The sequence below is a fragment of the Marinobacter sp. genome, from assembly GCF_033722195.1.
GTDB lineage: Bacteria > Pseudomonadota > Gammaproteobacteria > Pseudomonadales > Oleiphilaceae > Marinobacter.
This window is the reverse complement of record NZ_JAWVZL010000001.1, coordinates 21,788-40,486: the sequence shown is the minus strand read 5'-3', so window position 1 is coordinate 40,486 and position 18,699 is coordinate 21,788. Positions and strand designations below refer to the sequence as shown.

Below are 18,699 nucleotides of genomic sequence, written 5' to 3'. Positions count from 1 at the left end.
CCCTCAGGGCTGTTCGGGCACCAGCTGGCCCTGCTCCAGACGAAGTACCCGCCCCAGGCTCCTGGCCATACCCATATCGTGGGTCACCACCACGAACGCAATACCCAGCTGATCCCGCAACCGCTCAATCAGGCGCCGCACCCCTTCACCGGTGTTCTCGTCCAGGTTGCCTGTGGGTTCGTCCATCAGCACGCACTGGGGCTCATTCACCAGGGCACGGGCAATGGCCACCCGCTGACGCTCGCCACCGGACAGCTCACCGGGCTTGTGGGCCAACCGCGCCTCCAGCCCCACTTCCGCCAGCATGGCGTCGGCGCGACGGCCGGCTGACCGGGTGGACGCGCCGCCCAGCACCATCGGCATCATCACGTTTTCCCGGGCGGTGAACTCCGGCAGCAGGTGATGAAACTGGTACACAAAGCCAAGCTGCCGGTTGCGGAACCTAGCCCGGGCCGCCTCGCTGAGACGATGGATGGCCTCGCCGCAGATGCTGATTTCGCCGGAGGTGGGCTTGTCCAGCCCGCCCAGCAGGTTGAGCAGGGTGGTTTTGCCGGCGCCGCTGCTGCCCACAATGGCCACGGTCTCACCAGCGGCCACACGCAGGGAGATGTCGGAAAAGATCGTGAGCCGGCCCGGGCCTTCGTTGTAGCTGCGAGTGATCTTGTGGCACTCGATCACGGCCGGGGCGGACACGGATTCGCGGGCGGTATCATTCATAACGCAGGGCCTCGGCAGGGTCGACCCGGGACGCACGCCAGGCCGGATAGATGGTGGCCAGCAGGCTGAGGGCAAGGCCGGCACCGGTGATGATGAGCACATCCGGCCACTGCAGCTGGGACGGCAAATAGCTGATGAAATACACGTCGGCGCTGAGGAACTGGTGGCCCAGCATCGCCTCCAGCCAGGCAATAAAACCGCTGATGTTGTTGGCGCCGAGGATGCCCAGGGTCATGCCCACCAGGGTGCCCACCACCCCGATCACGGCGCCCTGGATGATGAAGATCCGCATGATTCGGCCCGGAGTAGCGCCCATGGTCCGCAGAATGGCGATGTCCGCTTTCTTGTCCGTAACCACCATCACCAGGGTGGAGACGATGTTGAAGGCCGCCACCGCGACGATGAACATCAGCAGCAGTCCGATCATGGTTTTTTCCATGCGGATGGCGGCAAACAGGTTGCCGTGGGTGCGGGTCCAGTCAGACACGTAGAAGCGGCCGTTCATGTCCCGCGCCACTTCCCGGGCGATGTCCGGTGCCTGGAACAGGTCATCCACCAGCAGCCGCACGCCCTGGGCCTTGCCGTCCGTGCGCATGAGCTTGGCAGCGTCGTCCATGTGCACCAGGGTGTAGTTGCCGTCGAGTTCGGCACCAACGCTGAACACCCCCTTGACGGTGAACCGCTTCAGCCGGGGCAACACCCCGGCCGGCGTCACCGAGGCCTCGGGCATCACCACAGTGACCTGGTCGCCGACCTGAAGCCTGAGGCTGGCGGCCATCAGCTTGCCGATGATGATACCGAACTCGCCAGGGCGCAGGTTGCCGAGTTCGCCCTCGATCATATGGTCCTCGATGATGGACACCTGGCGCTCCTCCTCCGGCAGGATACCGTTCAGCATGACGCCTCGGACGTTGCCGCCACCGGTGACCATGCCCTGGCCCTGCACGAACGGCGCCGCCGCAATGACCGAGGGGTGTTCACTGGCGATCCGGTCCACCCGCTGCCAGTCCTCCAGCACCTCGTCGCCACGGATCACCGCGTGCGGCACCATGCCGAGAATGCGCTGCTTGAGCTCACGGTCGAAGCCGTTCATCACCGACAACACGATGATCAGCACCGCCACACCGAGCATCAAGCCGATCATGGAGGTCAGGGATATAAAGGAGATGAAATGATTGCGCCGTTTGGCGGCGGTATACCGCAAACCAACATACAACGATAAAGGCTTAAACATGGTCTGGGACCTACCACCTGCCGGGAATGCGTCTGGACCTTCCGGAACGCGGCGGGCACACAGCGCCACCGGAAGCTGTTAAACTGGCGTTACACAACATAAAACCTTGCCACCATCAGCGCGACTGCGAGGGCCGATGCCAGCCAATCCCCCAACCGACCAGCGGGCCTATTTCCGGATCCAGGACAGGATCGGGCTTGAGTTCAGGAAACTGGCGCCGGACGCCGACGGCCTGAGCGATCCCTTTCAGGACAGCCAGGGCGACGGACTGCGGGCCGAGCTGCGACGGCTGGACCTGGACGTCCGCAGCCAGCTGGCAAGCCTGGCCGAGCGCGACCGTCTGCTGGCGAACCTGCTGAAGACCCTCAACGGCAAGGTGGACACGTTGGCGCGCATTATGGCCTTTGAGCAAAATCCCTTGCAACCGGAGGACTGGCGACCGGTCACCCTGAGCGAGGGCGGCGTGGCCTTTCCGGCCAGCGTCAGCGACATCGACATTGGCGATCTTCTCGCCATCCGCATGACCCTGCCACCGGAGCTTTTCCGTCCCGAGGCGATCGCCCAGGTGGTGGAGGTCACCCGTGAGAACACCGATGAGCCCTGGCTCCACACCGAATTCACCCGCCTCCACGACAGCGACCGTCAGCAGATTGCCAAGCACATCATGCGCTGGCAGATCCGCCACCGGCAACAAAACGAAACCGGCGAGCCGTGATGCAATCGTGGTGGCCGGCTGTCAGATTCTTTAAGATTACGCTTTATCCACCCTTCCGGTTCGAGCCGGAATTGGGTCCATCGCCCGGCACATTGGCCGCGGCAGTCGATGAGTGAGCAACTCTGGAGTGACGTGCTGATGAAGAACAACATAACAACAGGCCTCAAGGCCGCGGCCCTTACCCTGGTTCTGGCGGTGGCGCCGGCGACTTCCATCCAGGCCGACCAGACCCGCATTCCGCTGATGTCCCAGGGTGGAGAGCGCGCCGCCATGGAGCTGCCCCGCCATGGCCAGACCACCGAGGCAGTCCGGGCACGGTTCGGCGAGCCCCAGGGCGTCCAGGGACCGGTGGGTGACCCGCCCATTCTGCAGTGGTTCTACCCAGAGTTTGTGGTCTATTTCGAGAAGGACCGCGTCATCCACACCGTGATCAGGCACAACGGCCAGTGAGTTCGGCACATAGCGGATTTCACGGTGCTGACGTCCGCCCCGACGACCGTTAGAATCGCGCCTTTAGCGGGCCTTTCGGCCCGCCGTTGACCGACTCCAACCCCTGGCGCCGCCCCTGGCCGGCGACATTCCTGACAAGGTGGCTTTTGAATTGAGCATGACCCGCGTGATGCCCGCCGAGTGGGCACCCCAAAGTGCCGTAATGCTGACCTGGCCCCATCGGGGCACCGACTGGCTGGAGGTCCTGGCCGAGGTTGAGCCGGTATTCCAAACCATCGCCCGCGCCACCCTGCGGTTCCAGCATCTGGTGATCAGCTGCGAGGACGCCGAGCGCGCGGCGGGCCTGCGTCAAGAGCTGAATGATTACGCCGAGGCCGAAGGACTGCCCGGGCGCGCCCTGGTGGTGACCGCCCCCGCCGATGACACCTGGGCCAGGGACCACGGACCCATCGCCGTCCAGGGGCCGGAGGGCCTGGCGCTGGTGGATTTCCGTTTCAACGCCTGGGGCGGCAAGTTCCCCTACGCCAAGGACAACGCCCTCAACAGCGTCCTGGCCGAGCGCGGCTGCTTTGGCGAGACCCCGCTGATCCCGGTGGATTTCATTCTTGAAGGCGGCGCCCTGGAGTCCGACGGTGCCGGCACCCTGCTGACCACCAGCGAGTGCCTGCTGACGCCGACCCGCAACCCCAGTTTCGATCGCACCGACATTGAACAGAAGCTCGCCGAGACCCTGGGCATCGAACGGGTGCTCTGGCTCAACCATGGCTACCTGGCCGGTGACGACACCGACAGCCACATCGATACCCTGGCCCGCTTCTGCGCCCCCGACCACATCGCCTATGTACGTTGCGACCAGCCCGAAGATGAGCACTTTGCCGCGCTTCAGGCCATGAAGGAGGAGCTGCAGCAGTTCCGCCAGGCCGACGGCTCGCCCTATGCCCTGACCGCACTGCCCTGGCCGGATCCGGTCTATGGCGAAGACGGCGAGCGCCTGCCGGCCACCTACGCCAATTTCCTGATCATCAACGGCGCGGTGCTGCTGCCGGTGTACGATGTGCCCCAGGACTCCGAGGCGATCCGCATCATGCGCGCCCTCTTCCCGGACCGGGAAATCGTCCCCATCCAGTGCCGGCCGCTGGTGGCCCAGCACGGCAGCCTGCACTGCGTCACCATGCAACTGCCCGCAGGAGTCGTCCAGCCATGAAACCAACCGCCACCCTGCCCGACAAGCTGACCCTGGCCGCCATCCAGCAGGCCTGCAGCAGTGACAAGCAGATCAGCCTGGCCACCACCGAGCGCCTGGTTCGCGAGGCCGCGGCCCAGGGCGCCGAGCTGGTGCTGCTGCAGGAACTGCATGCCACACTGTATTTCTGCCAGACCGAGGATGTCTCGGTGTTCGAGCTGGCCGAGCCCATTCCCGGTCCCACCACCGACCGGCTCGGCAAACTGGCGGGCGAACTCGGCATTGTCATCGTGGGCTCGGTGTTCGAGCGCCGTATGAATGGCGTCTACCACAACACCGCCGTGGTGCTGGAGCGGGACGGCAGCCTGGCGGGCATCTACCGCAAGATGCACATCCCTGACGACCCCGGCTTCTACGAGAAGTTCTACTTCACGCCGGGCGATGCCACCTGCAACGACGGCCGTAGTGGTTTTACCCCCATCGACACCTCCGTGGGCCGGCTCGGCGTGCTGGTGTGCTGGGACCAGTGGTACCCGGAAGCGGCCCGGCTGATGGCCCTGGCCGGCGCCGAGCTGCTGATCTATCCCACCGCCATCGGCTGGGATGTGACCGACGACCTGGACGAACGCAACCGCCAGCTGGAAGCCTGGGTCACCGTGCAGCGGGGCCATGCCGTGGCCAACAACCTGCCGGTCATTGCGCCAAACCGGATTGGCGGAGAGCCTGATCCATCCGGCCAGGGGAACGGTATTCTGTTCTGGGGCAACAGTTTCGTCTGTGGCCCGCAGGGCGAATTCCTGGCCCGCGCCGATGACAGCAGCGAGACCGTACTGATGGCCACCATCGACCGCCGCCGCAGCGAAACCATCCGCCGCATCTGGCCGCATTTCCGGGACCGCCGTATCGACGCTTTCGGCGACATCCTGCGCCGGGTCCGGGATTGAGGAACGCATGAAGAAACTGACCGACGACACGGTAGCCCTGCTCAACAGCATCCTGCTGGGCAAGGACCGCCAGGTGCGACTGGCACTCTGCACCCTGCTGGCCCGGGGCCACCTGTTGATCGAGGACATCCCTGGCATGGGCAAGACCACCCTGTCCCATGCCCTGGCCCGCGCCCTGGGGCTGAGCTATCAGCGCATCCAGTTCACCAACGACCTGCTGCCGGCGGATGTGCTGGGCTTCTCCATCTACGACAAGCAGGCCGGCAGCCTGGTGTTCCACCCGGGGCCGATTTTCGCCCAGGTGGTGCTGGCGGACGAGATCAACCGTGCCTCGCCGAGAACCCAGAGCGCCCTGCTGGAGGCCATGGAGGAGCGGCAGGTGTCCATTGAGGGTGAGACCCGGCCTCTGCCCCGACCCTTCTTTGTGATTGCCACCCAGAACCCGCTGGAACAGGGCGGCACCTATCCCCTGCCGGAGTCCCAGCTGGACCGTTTCCTGATGCGCCTGCGGCTGGGATATCCGGACCCGCAGGCGGAACGGGCACTGCTGGAGGGCGAGGACCGGCGCAGTCTCACCGACAAGGTGCAGCCACGACTCAGCGAAGCCGATCTGGCCACCCTGCAGGCGGCTGTGGACCGGGTCACCACCAGCCCGGCGTTACTGGACTATGTCCAGCGCCTGCTGGAGGAGAGCCGGCGCATGCCGGGACTGGTGTACGGCCTGTCGCCCCGGGCCGGGCTTGGCCTGGTGCGCGCCGCCAGGGCCTGGGCCCTGATGGACGGCCGTCATCACGTGCTTCCGGATGACATCCAGGCGGTGTTTCCTGCCGTGGCGGAGCACCGGCTGGAACAGGGAGAATCCGGCAAGAGCGCCGATCGCGTGCGCCAGCTGCTGAGCAAGGTCTCGGTGATCGCCTGAGGCACGCTGGCGTATAGTGTCTTTTAATCAGTAAAATTGGCCCAATCAAATGGCATTGGGCCGGCGGCATGTTAGTCTGCCGTGCTATTTTCCGAGCGTCTGCCCCAGGGCGTTCCGCACACCGGTCATTGAATCTGTAATCGAGAGAATCAACATGACACAGAGCAAGCATTCCCGCCTCATCATCCTGGGCTCCGGCCCCGCCGGCTACAGCGCTGCGGTCTATGCCGCCCGCGCCAACCTGAAGCCGACCCTGATCACCGGTATCGAGGTGGGCGGTCAGCTCACCACCACCACCGACGTGGACAACTGGCCGGGAGACAACGAAGGGGTGCAGGGCCCGGAACTGATGCAGCGCATGCTCAAGCACGCGGAGCGCTTCGAGACCAACATCGTCTACGACACCATCAATGAAGCCGACCTCAACGATCGCCCCTACCGCCTCAAGGGTGACAGCGGCGAGTACACCTGTGACGCCCTCATCATTGCCACCGGTGCCTCGGCCATGTACCTGGGCCTGGAGTCGGAAGAGAAGTTCAGGGGCCAGGGCGTGTCCGCCTGTGCCACCTGTGACGGCTTCTTCTACAAGAAACAGAAAGTCGCAGTCATCGGCGGTGGCAACACCGCGGTGGAAGAGGCGCTCTATCTGTCCAACATCGCCGCCGAAGTGACCCTGGTACATCGGCGGGATTCCCTGCGGGCCGAGAAGATCCTGCAGGACAAACTGTTCGAGAAGGCCGAGCACGGCAATGTCCGCATCGTCTGGGATCACACCCTGGACGAGGTTCTCGGCGACAACACCGGCGTCACCGGGATTCGGATTCGCAGCACCAAGGACGGCGCCACCGAGGAGATCGACCTGGCGGGGGTCTTCATCGCCATCGGCCATCGCCCCAACACCGACCTGTTCCAGGGCCAGCTGGACATGGAGAACGGTTATATCCGCATCCGTTCCGGGCTGGAGGGCATGGCCACCCAGACCAGCGTGCCCGGCGTGTTTGCCGCCGGCGACGTGGCCGACCATGTCTACCGCCAGGCGATCACCTCCGCCGGCTTTGGCTGCATGGCCGCGCTGGACGCCGAGAAATTCCTGGACCAGCACTGAGCATCCGGTGATGACATCGCCCTGCCACGGCGGGCAATCATGACCTCCCTGCCGTGGCTCGATCCGGACCAGCTCTGGTTTCCCCCCGCCGATCAGGCCCTGGATGATCCGGACGGCCTGCTGGCGGTGGGGGGCGATCTCTCCACCGAGCGCCTGCGGCTGGCCTATCGCAACGGCATCTTTCCCTGGTTCACCGATGAGCAGCCCATCCTCTGGTGGTCACCGGACCCCCGCTGTGTGCTGTTCCCGGACGAGATCCATATCTCCCGCAGCCTGAAGCGAACCCTGAACAGCGGCGCTTTCCAGATCACTGTCGACCAAAACTTCACCGGTGTGATCCGCCATTGCGCCCATCTGCGTAGCGAAGGCACCTGGATCACCAACGATATGATGGCGTCCTACACCCGACTGCATTCCCAGGGGGCCGCCCATTCCGTGGAAGCCTGGAACCGTGACGGCAAGCTGGTGGGCGGCCTCTACGGCGTAGCCCTGGGGCAATGTTTCTTTGGCGAATCCATGTTCTCCCTGGAGACCAACGCCTCCAAGGTGGTCATGGTGCACCTGGCCCGTAACCTGGAGCTCTGGGGCTACCGCATCATGGACTGCCAGGTGGAAAGTGATCATCTGCTCAGAATGGGCGCCCGCACCATTCCACGGCGGGAGTTTTTATCTATACTCAGGGCAGGAGTGGACGCACCGCCCGAGCAGGACGCCTGGCGGCTCAAATGGCGCTGGCCGGGCGCCGATCCGGCCACGACGAACGAATAGCACGGCGCTGAGGACCCCCGTATGAGCAGCCTGAAAACGCTCGTATTCTTTGCCACCCCGCCCCACGAGTGCAGTTACCTCGACGACCGGGAAGCCACCACCATGTTCGTGGACCCCCGAGCCCGCGTCGACAAGCGCCTGTACAGCCAGCTCACCGCCCTGGGCTTCCGCCGCAGCGGGTCCCACTACTACCGGCCCCACTGCGAGCACTGCAATGCCTGTATCCCGGTTCGCCTCAATGCCGGAGAATTCCGCCCCGACCGTTCCCAGCGCCGGGTATGGCGCCGCAACCAGGACCTGGAATTCCGCCTGGTGCCGGCGCAGTTCTCCGAGCGGCATTACGAGCTCTACGCCCGCTATATCGAGCAGCGCCACTTCGACGGCGACATGTACCCGCCGTCCCGGGAGCAGTTCGCCTCCTTCCTGGTGGAGGGGGCCACCGAAAGCTACTTCCTGGAAATGCTCAAGGACGACCAGCTCATTGGCTTGGCGGTAATCGACACCCTGGATGACGGCCTCTCGGCCATCTACACCGTGTTCGAACCGGACGAGGAGGGGCGCAGCCTGGGCACCCTGGCGGTGCTCTGGCAGGTGGAGGAGGCGGTCCGTCGCGACCTGCCCCACGTCTACCTGGGCTACTGGATCCGGGAATGCCGCAAGATGAGCTACAAGACCCGTTTCCGCCCCATCGAAGCCCTGATCGACGGCCACTGGCAAGCCTTGCCTTCCCAATCCTGAAACCGCCGCCCTGGGCGCCGGCAGAGCCACCGCTTTTGCCAAAGGGTTGCAATTCAGGCAGAATTGCCGCATTTACAGAAAAGCACCGGCGAAACGCTCGCCTTTTTTACGAAAGTCACGCTTTGTCGCCAGCATCCGGACCGTCACCCAGCTACCGGCAGCGCGACAGACACACGAGGATCTTTACTGAATGGCGAAATCAGATGTCATCGAAATGGAAGGGGTTATTCTCGACACCCTGCCAAACACCATGTTCCGTGTTGAACTGAGCAACGGCCACGTGGTGACTGCACACATTTCCGGCAAGATGCGTAAAAACTACATCCGCATCCTCACCGGCGACAAGGTCAAGGTGGAGCTGACCCCCTACGACCTGTCCAAGGGCCGCATCGTCTACCGCGCCCGCTAGGAGCCCAGGTCACTTTCACGACCCGTCTCCCATAAAAAAACCACGGCCCGAAAGCCGTGGTTTTTTGTTGCCTGAGGGACAGGGAGGCGATCAGACCGCCTCTGCTGCCTCGCTCTCGTACTCGAACACCAGCTCGTCGCTCTCCAGCCGGACGTGGACGTCGCCGCCGTTCTCGGAGAGGGCCCCGAACAGGATCTGTTCGGCCAGCGGCCGCTTGATCTTGTCCTGGATCAGGCGCGCCATCGGCCGGGCGCCCATGGTAACGTCGTAGCCCTTCTCCGCCAGCCAGCGCTTGGCGTCCTCGTCCACATGCAGCACCACGCGCTTCTCGTCCAGCTGCGCCTGCAGCTCGGTGAGGAACTTGTCCACCACATGGGTGATGGTGTGCTGCTGCAGGTCGGCGAACTGGATGATGCCGTCCAGGCGATTCCGGAATTCCGGCGTGAAGGTCTTGCTGATGATTTCCATGCCGTCGGTGCTGTGGTCCTGCTGGCTGAAGCCGATGGAACGGCGAGCCATGCTCTCGGCACCGGCGTTGGTGGTCATCACCAGGATTACATGGCGGAAATCCGCCTTGCGGCCATTGTTGTCGGTCAGGGTACCATGGTCCATCACCTGCAGCAGCAGGTTGAAGACTTCCGGGTGGGCCTTCTCGATCTCATCCAGCAGCAGCACACAGTGCGGGTGCTTGTTGACCGATTCGGTGAGCAGGCCGCCCTGGTCGAAACCGACGTAGCCCGGAGGCGCACCGATCAGACGGGATACGGTGTGACGCTCCATGTATTCCGACATGTCAAAGCGCACCAGTTCGATGCCCAGCACCTTGGCCAGCTGCCGGGTGACCTCGGTCTTGCCCACCCCGGTGGGACCGGCGAACAGGAAAGCGCCCTCCGGCTTCTCCGGGGCCTTGAGGCCGGCACGGGCCAGCTTGATGGCGGTGGACAGGGACTCGATGGCCTTGTCCTGGCCGAATACCACCATCTTGAGGTCCCGCTCCAGGTTGCGCAGCAGGTCCTTGTCGCTGGTGGACACGCTCTTCGGCGGGATCCGCGCGATGGTGGCCACCACATCCTCAATGGCGGAGACACCCACCACTTTCTTGCGCGTGGCGGCGGGCATCAGGCGCTGACGCGCTCCCGCCTCATCGATCACGTCAATCGCCTTGTCCGGCAGATGGCGGTCGGTGATGTACCGGTCCGCCAGCTCGGCGGCCACCCGCAGGGCCTTGTCGGTGTACTTGAGATCATGGTGCTTCTCGAAGTGCGGCTTCAGGCCCTTGAGGATCTGGTAGGTGTCCTCGACGCTGGGCTCGTTGACATCGATTTTCTGGAAGCGACGGGCCAGGGCCGCGTCTTTCTCGAAGATGCCCCGGAACTCGGAGAAGGTTGTGGATCCGATGCAGCGGATCTCGCCGGAGCTGAGCATGGGCTTGAGCAGGTTGGAGGCATCCATCACCCCACCCGACGCGGAGCCGGCACCAATGATGGTGTGGATCTCGTCGATGAATAGGATGGCATGCCTCTCTTTCTTCAGCTCAGCCAGCAGGCCCTTAAGGCGCTTCTCGAAATCGCCCCGGTACTTGGTTCCGGCCAGAAGTGCGCCCAGATCCAGGGAGTAGACCACCGCGTCAGCGATGATCTCCGGAACCTGACCGTCCACGATCCGGCGGGCCAGACCCTCGGCAATGGCGGTCTTGCCGACACCGGCCTCACCCACCAGCAGCGGGTTGTTCTTGCGCCGGCGCACCAGGATCTGTACCACACGCTCGACTTCATGCTCGCGGCCGATCAGCGGGTCGATACGGCCCTGACGGGCCTGTTCGTTCAGATTGGAGGCGTAGCTCTCCAGCGGCTTGGCGGCACCATTCTCCTCACCGGGCTCGTCGTGGGAGGCCTGGTCCGGACCTTCCTGCTCTTCACCCTGAACCCTGGAAATGCCGTGAGAGACAAAGTTCACCACATCGATACGGGCGATGTTCTGCTTCTTGAGAACGTAGACAGCCTGGCTTTCCTGTTCACTGAAGATGGCCACCAGCACATTGGCACCGGTAACTTCCTTCTTGCCGGAGGACTGGACATGGAATACGGCTCGCTGCAGCACGCGCTGAAAGCCGAGGGTTGGCTGGGTTTCCCGCTCACTGTCGCTGCTCGGGATCAGCGGGGTGGTGGAGTCGACGAATTCGATCAGTTCGTCCTGCAGGCGCTGGAGGTCGGCGCCACAGGCTTTCAGGACCCCGAGGGCTGACTCGTTGTCCAGCAGTGCCAATAAAAGATGCTCGACGGTCATGAACTCATGACGCTTGTCGCGGGCATTTTTAAAGGCGGTATTCAGGGTAATTTCAAGGTCTTTGCTCAGCATGTGCCACCCCAAGATTGATCAGTCCGCACGTTCTATCTCGCAAAGCAGCGGGTGCTCGCATTCAGAGGAATACTGATTCACCTGGGCCGCCTTGGTCTCCGCGATGTCTCGGGTATAAACCCCACATACAGCTTTTCCCTGCGTATGGACGAGCAGCATCACCTGCGTCGCCTTCTCTTCATTCATCCCGAAGAACTTCATCAGCACCTCCACGACGAAATCCATCGGTGTGTAGTCATCGTTTAACAGCATGACTCTGAAACGCGCGGGCCGCTTCAAAGCTGGTTTCTCGGGCGCTACCGACAAATCGTCCTGGCGTCCCGGTTCCTCGCTGTCCCCCTGATTTAATACTAGTAGAGAATTCTTGATAGTCCGCATCACAGTAGCCGAAAATTCGTGTCCTGACCCAAAGATGGATGTCAGCATATCCGATTTCAAGGAACGCCTCCTGATTTGATCATAACCCCCGCCATTACTTGCGGCCAGAGCTTTGGATCCATCATTTTTTTGCCCTTGACACTGTATGAAAAGTGGTCAAAAGTAGTAAACGTAATGTGAAAAATTGTAACTTGGTTACAGAAAGGAAAGCAGGGTTGGAGTTAGGATTGTTATATGACTCCAGTCGGTCAATTTTCAAGCACCTGCGTTAACTTCCTGTTAAAAGAAGCATTTTTCATATGTATATCAATTGATAACAACAAGAAGAATGAAACAATACCTGAACAAGGAGTTCGATATGCCTACTGGCAAGGTAAAATGGTTCAACAACGCAAAGGGCTATGGCTTCATCATTGAGGACGGATGCAGTGACGACTTGTTCGCCCACTTCTCCTCCATCCAGATGGATGGCTACAAAACCCTGAAAGCGGGGCAGGCTGTCAGCTTCGACAAGAAGCCCAGTGACAAGGGGGTTCATGCCGTCAACATCGTGCCGGCTGAACAGACCGGCAAGCAGCCCGCCCAGGCCACCGATCGGGATAAAGCCGAGAAGGTGGATTACACCCTGCACCGGCGTGTCGCGAACGGTTGAGGTCCGCTCTGGTCGAAAATCGCAAAATGCAGTCGAAGCGCCCACAAGGCGATGAGGAAGTAAAATCCGTTGACCAGCCCTGAGGTCCGAATGGCCCTCTCCGCACTAGCGGTATAGCCTTCCAGAGGCGGCGTCCGGGAGTTCCCCGGCGCCGATCTCCAATGCAATCCCCTTTTCCTCCTTTGCCCTTTTCCTGCAAGCGATTTGCCCTCGCCGCCTCAGCTTTCCATTCTGGCGATCACCGCGTCACCGAATTCCGAACACTTCAGCAGCTTTGCATCCGGCATCAGCCGCTCGAAATCGTAGGTCACGGTCTTTGCCGCAATGGCGCCCTCCATACCCCGAATAACCAGATCCGCAGCTTCGCTCCAGCCCAGGTGCCTGAGCATCATCTCGGCGGACAATATCAGCGAGCCCGGGTTGACCTTGTCCTGGCCGGCGTACTTCGGCGCGGTGCCGTGGGTGGCCTCGAAGTTGGCCACAGAGCCGCCCATGTTGGCGCCGGGCGCAATACCGATGCCGCCCACTTCCGCCGCCAGGGCGTCGGAAATGTAGTCGCCATTGAGGTTGAGGGTGGCAATCACGCTGTACTCGTCCGGTCGCATCAGTATCTGTTGCAGAAAGGCATCGGCAATCACGTCCTTGATCACAATGTCCCGGCCGGTATTGGGATTCTTCATCACGTGCCAGGGTCCGCCGTCCAGCGGCTCGGCCCCGAAACGCTCCTTCACCAGTTCATAACCCCAGGTCTTGAAGGCGCCTTCGGTGAACTTCATGATGTTGCCCTTGTGCACCAGGGTCACCGACGGCTTGTCGTTGTCGATGGCGTACTGGATCGCCTTGCGCACCAGGCGCTGGGTGCCTTCCTTCGACACCGGCTTGATGCCGATGCCACAGCCCTCCGGGAAGCGGATGTTGGTCACCCCCATTTCCTCTCGCAGGAACCGTATCAGTTTGGTCGCTTCCGCCGAATCCGCCTTCCATTCAATGCCGGCATAGATGTCCTCCGAGTTTTCCCGGAAGATCACCATGTCGGTGAGCTCGGGATGACTGACGGGGCTGGGCACGCCCTTGAAGTACCGCACCGGGCGGATACAGGCGTAGAGATCCAGTTCCTGGCGCAGGGTCACGTTAAGGGACCGGTAGCCCTCACCCACGGGCGTGGTGAGAGGGCCCTTGATGCTGACCGGGAATTCCCGCAGGGCCTCGAAGGTTTCCTCCGGCATCCAGGTGTCCGGCCCGTAGACCCGGGTCGCCTTCTCGCCACAGTAAACCTCCATCCAGGAAATGGAGCGTTTGGAGCTGTAGGCCTTGAGCACTGCCGCGTCCACGACTTTCTTCATGACCGGGGTGATGTCGGCGCCGATACCGTCACCCTCGATAAACGGGATGATGGGGTGGTTGGGAACATTCAGGGACAGATCCGCGTTGACCGTGATCCGGCCGCCGTCGGCGGGCACCACAATTTTCTCAAAGGCCATATTGATCTCCCTTCCGCGACGGCTCCGGCACAGCCATGGGCCGCAGGGCAACGGTCGCTGTAATTCGGCAGGACCTGTCGGGTAGTATAGTGAACACCCCGGCTTTGTGTAGCGCCGAGCCGCCCTGAAACTCCCTGTTAGCGCTGGAATCCGCCGCCCCATGGCCACCCTGGTATTGCTGAACAAACCCTTCAATGTGCTCTGCCAGTTCACCGATGGCCAGGGCCGCGGCACGCTGGCGGATTTTGTCGATGTGTCGGGCGTCTACCCGGCCGGGCGGCTGGACTACGACTCCGAAGGCCTGGTGCTGCTGACGGACGATGGCCAGCTCCAGCACCGCATCGCCTCGCCCCGGCACAAGCTGGCCAAGACCTACTGGGTCCAGGTGGAGGGTGAGATCAGCGAGGATGCCCTGCAGGCGCTTCGGCAGGGGGTCGACCTGAAGGATGGGCCGACACTGCCGGCCCAGGCCAGCGCCATGCCGGCGCCGGCTGTCTGGCCCCGCCATCCGCCGGTGCGGGAGCGCCAGGCCATTCCCACCAGCTGGCTGCAACTGACGCTGACCGAAGGCCGCAATCGCCAGGTCCGGCGCATGACCGCGGCGGTGGGCTACCCCACCCTGCGGCTGATTCGCTATGGTATCGGTGACTGGACCATCGATGGCCTGCCACCCGGGGAGACCCGCAGCCAGGTCATTCACTTACCGCGGGCAGAGCCACCGGCGCCGGCCCGGCATAAAAAACAGGCACGGCCACGGCGCCCTGCCAGACGGAGAACATCATGACCTGGACACCCCACGTCACCGCCGCCGTTGTGGTTGAGGACAGCCATGGCCGCTTTCTGCTGGTGGAGGAAGTCAGCGGCGGGCGAACCGTGATCAACCAGCCCGCCGGCCATATTGAAGAAGGCGAAACCATTGTCGCCGCGGCCTGCCGGGAAGCCCTGGAGGAAACCGGCTGGCGGGTGGAGCCCACCCACTTCCTGGGGCTCTACACCTATCGCGCGCCTGCCAACGGCGTCACCTACTACCGCTTCTGCCTCATTGCCCGCGCGGCAGAGAAGCTCAGCGACCAGCTGGACAGCGACATCATCACCACCCACTGGCTGGACCTGGAGCAAATCCGCCAGCGCCGGGAGCAGCTGCGCAGCCCCCTGGTGCTGCAGTGCATAGAAGATTACCGCAATGGCCGGCAGTTCCCGCTGGATGTACTGGTGGAAACGCAGACGTGAGCCGCTGCGAATGCTAGACTCTGCCCTCCCCGAAAACCGCTGGCGCCAAGGGTGTCGGCCTGAATGAGCTGATTCGAGCAACTGGCATAACCATGACCCAACCCCTGTCCCAGACCCGCGTTATTGTCGGCATGTCCGGCGGCGTCGACTCCTCGGTGGCGGCCTGGCTGCTGAAGGACCAGGGCTACGCCGTGGAAGGCCTGTTCATGAAGAACTGGGACGAGGACGACGGCACCGAATACTGCACCGCCATGACCGACCTGGCGGATGCCCAGGCGGTGGCCGACCGCATCGGCATCAAGCTGCACACCGCCAGCTTCGCTGCCGAGTACTGGGACCGGGTGTTCGAGCATTTCCTGTCGGAATACAGTGCCGGCCGCACCCCCAACCCGGACATCCTCTGCAACAAGGAGGTGAAGTTTCGGGCATTCCTGGACTACGCCGTCACCCTTGGCGCCGACTACATCGCCACCGGCCACTACGCCCGCCAGCGTCCCCTGGGGGACGGCAGTGGCCGGGCGGAACTGCTCAAGGGCCTGGACCCAAACAAGGACCAGAGTTACTTCCTGCACGCGGTGTCCGGTGAACGCATCGCCCGCACCCTGTTTCCGGTGGGCGAGATCGAGAAGCCCGAGGTGCGCCGCATTGCCGCTGAGCAGGGCTTTGTCACCCACGACAAGAAAGACTCCACCGGCATCTGCTTCATCGGCGAGCGCAAGTTCCGGGATTTCCTCAAGCAGTACCTGCCGGCCCAGCCCGGCAACATCGAGACTCCCGACGGCGTGGTCATCGGCCGTCACCAGGGCCTGATGTACCACACCATCGGCCAGCGCCAGGGCCTGGGCATCGGCGGCCTGAGCCAGTACGGCGATGACCCCTGGTACGTGGCCGAGAAGGACCTGGCCAGGAATGTGCTCATTGCCGTCCAGGGCAAGAACCACCCACTGCTGTTCTCCCGCGGGCTCACCACCGGGGCGGTGGACTGGGTGGCGGGCGAGCCACCGGCGGGCGAGTTTCGGTGCCTGGCCAAGACCCGCTACCGCCAGCCCGACCAGCCCTGCCGGGTGGAAGTCACCGGCGCCGGTGTCCGGGTGGTGTTCGACGACCCCCAGCGGGCCGTCACCCCCGGCCAGTCCGCTGTCTTCTACCTCGGCGAGGTCTGCCTCGGCGGCGGCGTCATTGAACAGACCTGGCGTGACGGGGAGGCCGAGCCAGCGGGCACCGCCACCAGCATAGCGAGCGCCCAGTTTTGAGCCGATCCCTCGACGACCAGATCCTGGCCCTGGCGGGCATTTTCCAGGCCGCCACCCTGGTCCAGCAGGTCGCCCACCAGGGCCAGTGCGCCGAATCCTCGCTACAGGCCAGTGTGCGCTCCCTGTTCGCCACCGATCCGGATTCCACCCTGGCGGTCTATGGCGAACTCAAGGACCTGCGGGAGGGCCTGGCCACACTGGTGAGCGTGCTCAGCGAACAGAATCGGCGCCAGGACGTGGACATCCTGCGTTACGGCCTCAACCTGATTCACCTGGAAGCCCGGCTCAAGCGCAACCCGGACATGCTGGACGTGATTGCCAGCCGCATCGAGCAGGCCCGTCACACCGCCCGCCATTTCGGCTATGGCCATGGCAACCTGCTGCGTAACCTGGGCTCCATCTACACCGACACCATCAGCACCTTCAAGCTTCGCATCCAGGTCACCGGCGACCCCAGGCACCTGCAGAACCCGGACAACGCCGCCCGTGTCAGGGCGCTGCTGCTGGCGGGCATACGATCGGCGGTGCTCTGGCGCCAGAGCGGCGGCCGGCGCTGGCACCTGGTGTTCTTCCGGCGCCGGATCATTGCCCGGGCCCGGGAGCTGGCGGAACAGGCGAACCGCTCGGTCTACGACTGAAACCCGCTGCCGGCTGGTGTATCATAGCCGCCCTGACGCAATGCCCATGCGCCGGCCGGCCAAAGCGTCTCCCGGAGCCCTGCCGCAAGGGCGCCGCGGAGTCGGGCCAAGGCGCCCAAACCGATTCCTATCCGCATTGAATTGAGAGGTTTTTCGATGGAACTCACCGCCCTGACCGCCATCTCCCCGGTCGACGGCCGCTACGGCGACAAGGTCCGCGTTTTTCGCGAGATTTTCAGTGAATACGGCCTGATCAGGAACCGTGTGACCGTCGAAATCCGCTGGCTGCAGAAGCTGGCCGCCCATCCCGGCATCCCCGAGGTACCGGCGTTTTCCCCGGAGGCGAGCCGCGCCCTGGACGGCATCGTCAGCGACTTCAGCCTGGCGGACGCCGAGGCCATCAAGACCATCGAAAGAACCACCAATCACGACGTCAAGGCGGTGGAGTATTTCATCAAGGACAAGATTGCCAGTATCCCGGAGCTACACGCGGTCACGGAATTTGTCCATTTCGCCTGTACGTCCGAGGACATCAACAACCTGTCCCATGGCCTGATGCTGCACGAGGGTCTGCATCACGGCCTGCTGCCGGCCATGGACCGGATCATGGACGAGCTGGGTGGGCTGGCCCACCAGTTCGCGGACCAGCCCATGCTGTCCCGCACCCATGGCCAGACCGCCTCCCCCACCACCGTGGGCAAGGAGTTCGCCAACGTCGCCTACCGCCTGCGGCGCCAGGCCCGCAAGATTGCCCGGGTCGAGCTGCTGGGCAAGATCAATGGCGCGGTGGGCAACTACAACGCCCATCTGGTGGCCTACCCCGACGTGGACTGGGAGACCAATGCCAAGGAGTTCGTGGAAAGCCTGGGCCTGGTGTGGAACCCCTACACCACCCAGATCGAGCCCCACGACTGCATTGCCGAGCTCCACGACAACATCGCCCGCTTCAACACCATCCTGATCGACCTGAACCGGGACATCTGGGGCTACATCTCCCTGGGTTATTTCAAGCAGCGCACCGTGGCCGGCGAAGTGGGCTCCTCCACCATGCCCCATAAGGTCAACCCGATCGATTTCGAGAACTCCGAGGGCAACCTGGGCATTGCCAACGCCATTCTTGGGCACCTGTCCGCCAAGCTGCCCATTTCCCGCTGGCAGCGTGACCTCACCGACTCCACCGTGCTGCGCAATCTGGGGGTGGGCTTTGCCCACAGCCTGATCGCCTACGAGGCCACCCTCAAGGGCCTGGGCAAGCTGGAGCTCAACGCCGCCCGGCTGGACGAGGATCTCGACCACGCCTGGGAGGTGCTGGCGGAGCCCATCCAGACCGTCATGCGCCGCTACAACATCGAGAAGCCCTACGAGAAGCTCAAGGAGCTGACCCGGGGCAAGGCCATGACGCCGGAACTGATCCACAGCTTCGTGTCGTCCCTGGAGATTCCGGAAGCCGCCAAGGAAGAACTGCTGGCACTGACCCCTGGCACTTACACCGGCAACGCCGATCAACAGGCCCGGGCGATCTAGGCC

Annotated in this window: 20 protein-coding genes; 15 read left to right on the top strand and 5 right to left on the bottom strand. The window is 63.3% G+C overall.

Annotation, left to right across the window (positions count from 1 at the left end; translation table 11 throughout):
• Positions 1-3: 3 nt before the first annotated feature.
• Together R3280_RS00205 and R3280_RS00200 are read right to left on the bottom strand one after the other, a co-directional pair.
• Positions 4-717 (bottom strand): ABC transporter ATP-binding protein, encoded by a 714-nt coding sequence (locus R3280_RS00205; RefSeq protein WP_318996551.1) that lies wholly within the window; start codon positions 715-717, stop codon positions 4-6.
• Positions 710-1,951: a lipoprotein-releasing ABC transporter permease subunit gene (locus R3280_RS00200; RefSeq protein ID WP_318996550.1), complete on the bottom strand. Its 1,242-nt coding sequence runs from the start codon at positions 1,949-1,951 to the stop codon at positions 710-712. Before R3280_RS00200 ends, R3280_RS00205 begins: the two co-directional genes overlap by 8 nt.
• Before the next feature lie 136 nt (positions 1,952-2,087).
• Here R3280_RS00200 and R3280_RS00195 point away from each other — a divergent pair, with 136 nt between their 5' ends.
• The 9 genes from R3280_RS00195 to infA all read left to right on the top strand — a co-directional run bounded on the left by R3280_RS00195 (position 2,088) and on the right by infA (position 9,182).
• On the top strand, positions 2,088-2,666 hold the full coding sequence (locus R3280_RS00195) for a PilZ domain-containing protein (RefSeq protein ID WP_318996549.1): 579 nt from the start codon (positions 2,088-2,090) through the stop codon (positions 2,664-2,666).
• Positions 2,667-2,774: 108 nt separating this feature from the next.
• The gene (locus R3280_RS00190) at positions 2,775-3,116 is read left to right on the top strand and encodes a hypothetical protein (RefSeq protein ID WP_318996548.1); all 342 of its coding nucleotides are present in this window, start codon (positions 2,775-2,777) and stop codon (positions 3,114-3,116) included.
• 169 nt (positions 3,117-3,285) lie between these two features.
• On the top strand, positions 3,286-4,320 hold the full coding sequence (locus tag R3280_RS00185) for an agmatine deiminase family protein (RefSeq protein WP_318996608.1): 1,035 nt from the start codon (positions 3,286-3,288) through the stop codon (positions 4,318-4,320).
• Positions 4,317-5,243 (top strand): carbon-nitrogen hydrolase, encoded by a 927-nt coding sequence (locus R3280_RS00180; protein ID WP_318996547.1) that lies wholly within the window; start codon positions 4,317-4,319, stop codon positions 5,241-5,243. The genes R3280_RS00185 and R3280_RS00180 overlap by 4 nt, the downstream gene beginning before the upstream one ends.
• Positions 5,244-5,250: 7 nt before the next feature.
• Positions 5,251-6,162 carry an AAA family ATPase gene (locus R3280_RS00175; RefSeq protein WP_318996546.1) on the top strand — a complete coding sequence of 304 codons (912 nt, stop codon included), beginning with the start codon at positions 5,251-5,253 and terminating at the stop codon, positions 6,160-6,162.
• A 154-nt stretch (positions 6,163-6,316) separates the two neighbouring features.
• Positions 6,317-7,267, top strand: coding sequence for a thioredoxin-disulfide reductase (gene trxB, locus R3280_RS00170; RefSeq protein ID WP_318996545.1), 951 nt, complete (start codon positions 6,317-6,319; stop codon positions 7,265-7,267).
• 39 nt (positions 7,268-7,306) lie between these two features.
• Complete coding sequence (gene aat / locus R3280_RS00165) at positions 7,307-8,035, top strand: leucyl/phenylalanyl-tRNA--protein transferase (protein ID WP_318996544.1); 729 nt, start codon at positions 7,307-7,309, stop codon at positions 8,033-8,035.
• Between the two features lie 21 nt (positions 8,036-8,056).
• Complete coding sequence (locus R3280_RS00160; protein ID WP_318996543.1) at positions 8,057-8,773, top strand: arginyltransferase; 717 nt, start codon at positions 8,057-8,059, stop codon at positions 8,771-8,773.
• A 190-nt stretch (positions 8,774-8,963) separates the two neighbouring features.
• The gene (gene infA, locus R3280_RS00155; RefSeq protein WP_044386042.1) at positions 8,964-9,182 is read left to right on the top strand and encodes a translation initiation factor IF-1; all 219 of its coding nucleotides are present in this window, start codon (positions 8,964-8,966) and stop codon (positions 9,180-9,182) included.
• A gap of 90 nt (positions 9,183-9,272) precedes the next feature.
• On the opposite strand, the gene clpA is transcribed toward infA, so the two are convergent.
• Positions 9,273-11,540, bottom strand: coding sequence for an ATP-dependent Clp protease ATP-binding subunit ClpA (gene clpA / locus R3280_RS00150; protein ID WP_318996542.1), 2,268 nt, complete (start codon positions 11,538-11,540; stop codon positions 9,273-9,275).
• An 18-nt stretch (positions 11,541-11,558) separates the two neighbouring features.
• Complete coding sequence (gene clpS / locus R3280_RS00145) at positions 11,559-11,918, bottom strand: ATP-dependent Clp protease adapter ClpS (RefSeq protein ID WP_318996607.1); 360 nt, start codon at positions 11,916-11,918, stop codon at positions 11,559-11,561.
• Positions 11,919-12,276: 358 nt separating this feature from the next.
• On the opposite strand from clpS, the gene cspD reads away from it, so the two are divergent.
• Positions 12,277-12,570: a cold shock domain-containing protein CspD gene (cspD, locus tag R3280_RS00140; protein ID WP_318996541.1), complete on the top strand. Its 294-nt coding sequence runs from the start codon at positions 12,277-12,279 to the stop codon at positions 12,568-12,570.
• 218 nt (positions 12,571-12,788) lie between these two features.
• Here cspD and icd read toward each other — a convergent pair whose 3' ends face one another.
• A complete protein-coding gene (gene icd / locus R3280_RS00135; RefSeq protein WP_318996540.1) occupies positions 12,789-14,051 on the bottom strand; it encodes an NADP-dependent isocitrate dehydrogenase in 1,263 nt (420 codons plus the stop codon).
• 160 nt (positions 14,052-14,211) lie between these two features.
• Between icd and R3280_RS00130 the strand changes: the two genes are divergently transcribed.
• The 5 genes from R3280_RS00130 (at position 14,212) to purB (ending at position 18,696) form a co-directional block, all read left to right on the top strand.
• Positions 14,212-14,835 carry a pseudouridine synthase gene (locus tag R3280_RS00130; protein ID WP_318996539.1) on the top strand — a complete coding sequence of 208 codons (624 nt, stop codon included), beginning with the start codon at positions 14,212-14,214 and terminating at the stop codon, positions 14,833-14,835.
• Complete coding sequence (locus tag R3280_RS00125; protein WP_318996538.1) at positions 14,832-15,281, top strand: NUDIX hydrolase; 450 nt, start codon at positions 14,832-14,834, stop codon at positions 15,279-15,281. Before R3280_RS00130 ends, R3280_RS00125 begins: the two co-directional genes overlap by 4 nt.
• A 92-nt stretch (positions 15,282-15,373) precedes the next feature.
• Positions 15,374-16,534, top strand: coding sequence for a tRNA 2-thiouridine(34) synthase MnmA (gene mnmA / locus R3280_RS00120; protein WP_318996537.1), 1,161 nt, complete (start codon positions 15,374-15,376; stop codon positions 16,532-16,534).
• On the top strand, positions 16,531-17,172 hold the full coding sequence (hflD, locus tag R3280_RS00115; RefSeq protein WP_318996536.1) for a high frequency lysogenization protein HflD: 642 nt from the start codon (positions 16,531-16,533) through the stop codon (positions 17,170-17,172). Before mnmA ends, hflD begins: the two co-directional genes overlap by 4 nt.
• Before the next feature lie 156 nt (positions 17,173-17,328).
• A complete protein-coding gene (purB, locus tag R3280_RS00110) occupies positions 17,329-18,696 on the top strand; it encodes an adenylosuccinate lyase (RefSeq protein ID WP_318996535.1) in 1,368 nt (455 codons plus the stop codon).
• Positions 18,697-18,699 lie beyond the last annotated feature (3 nt).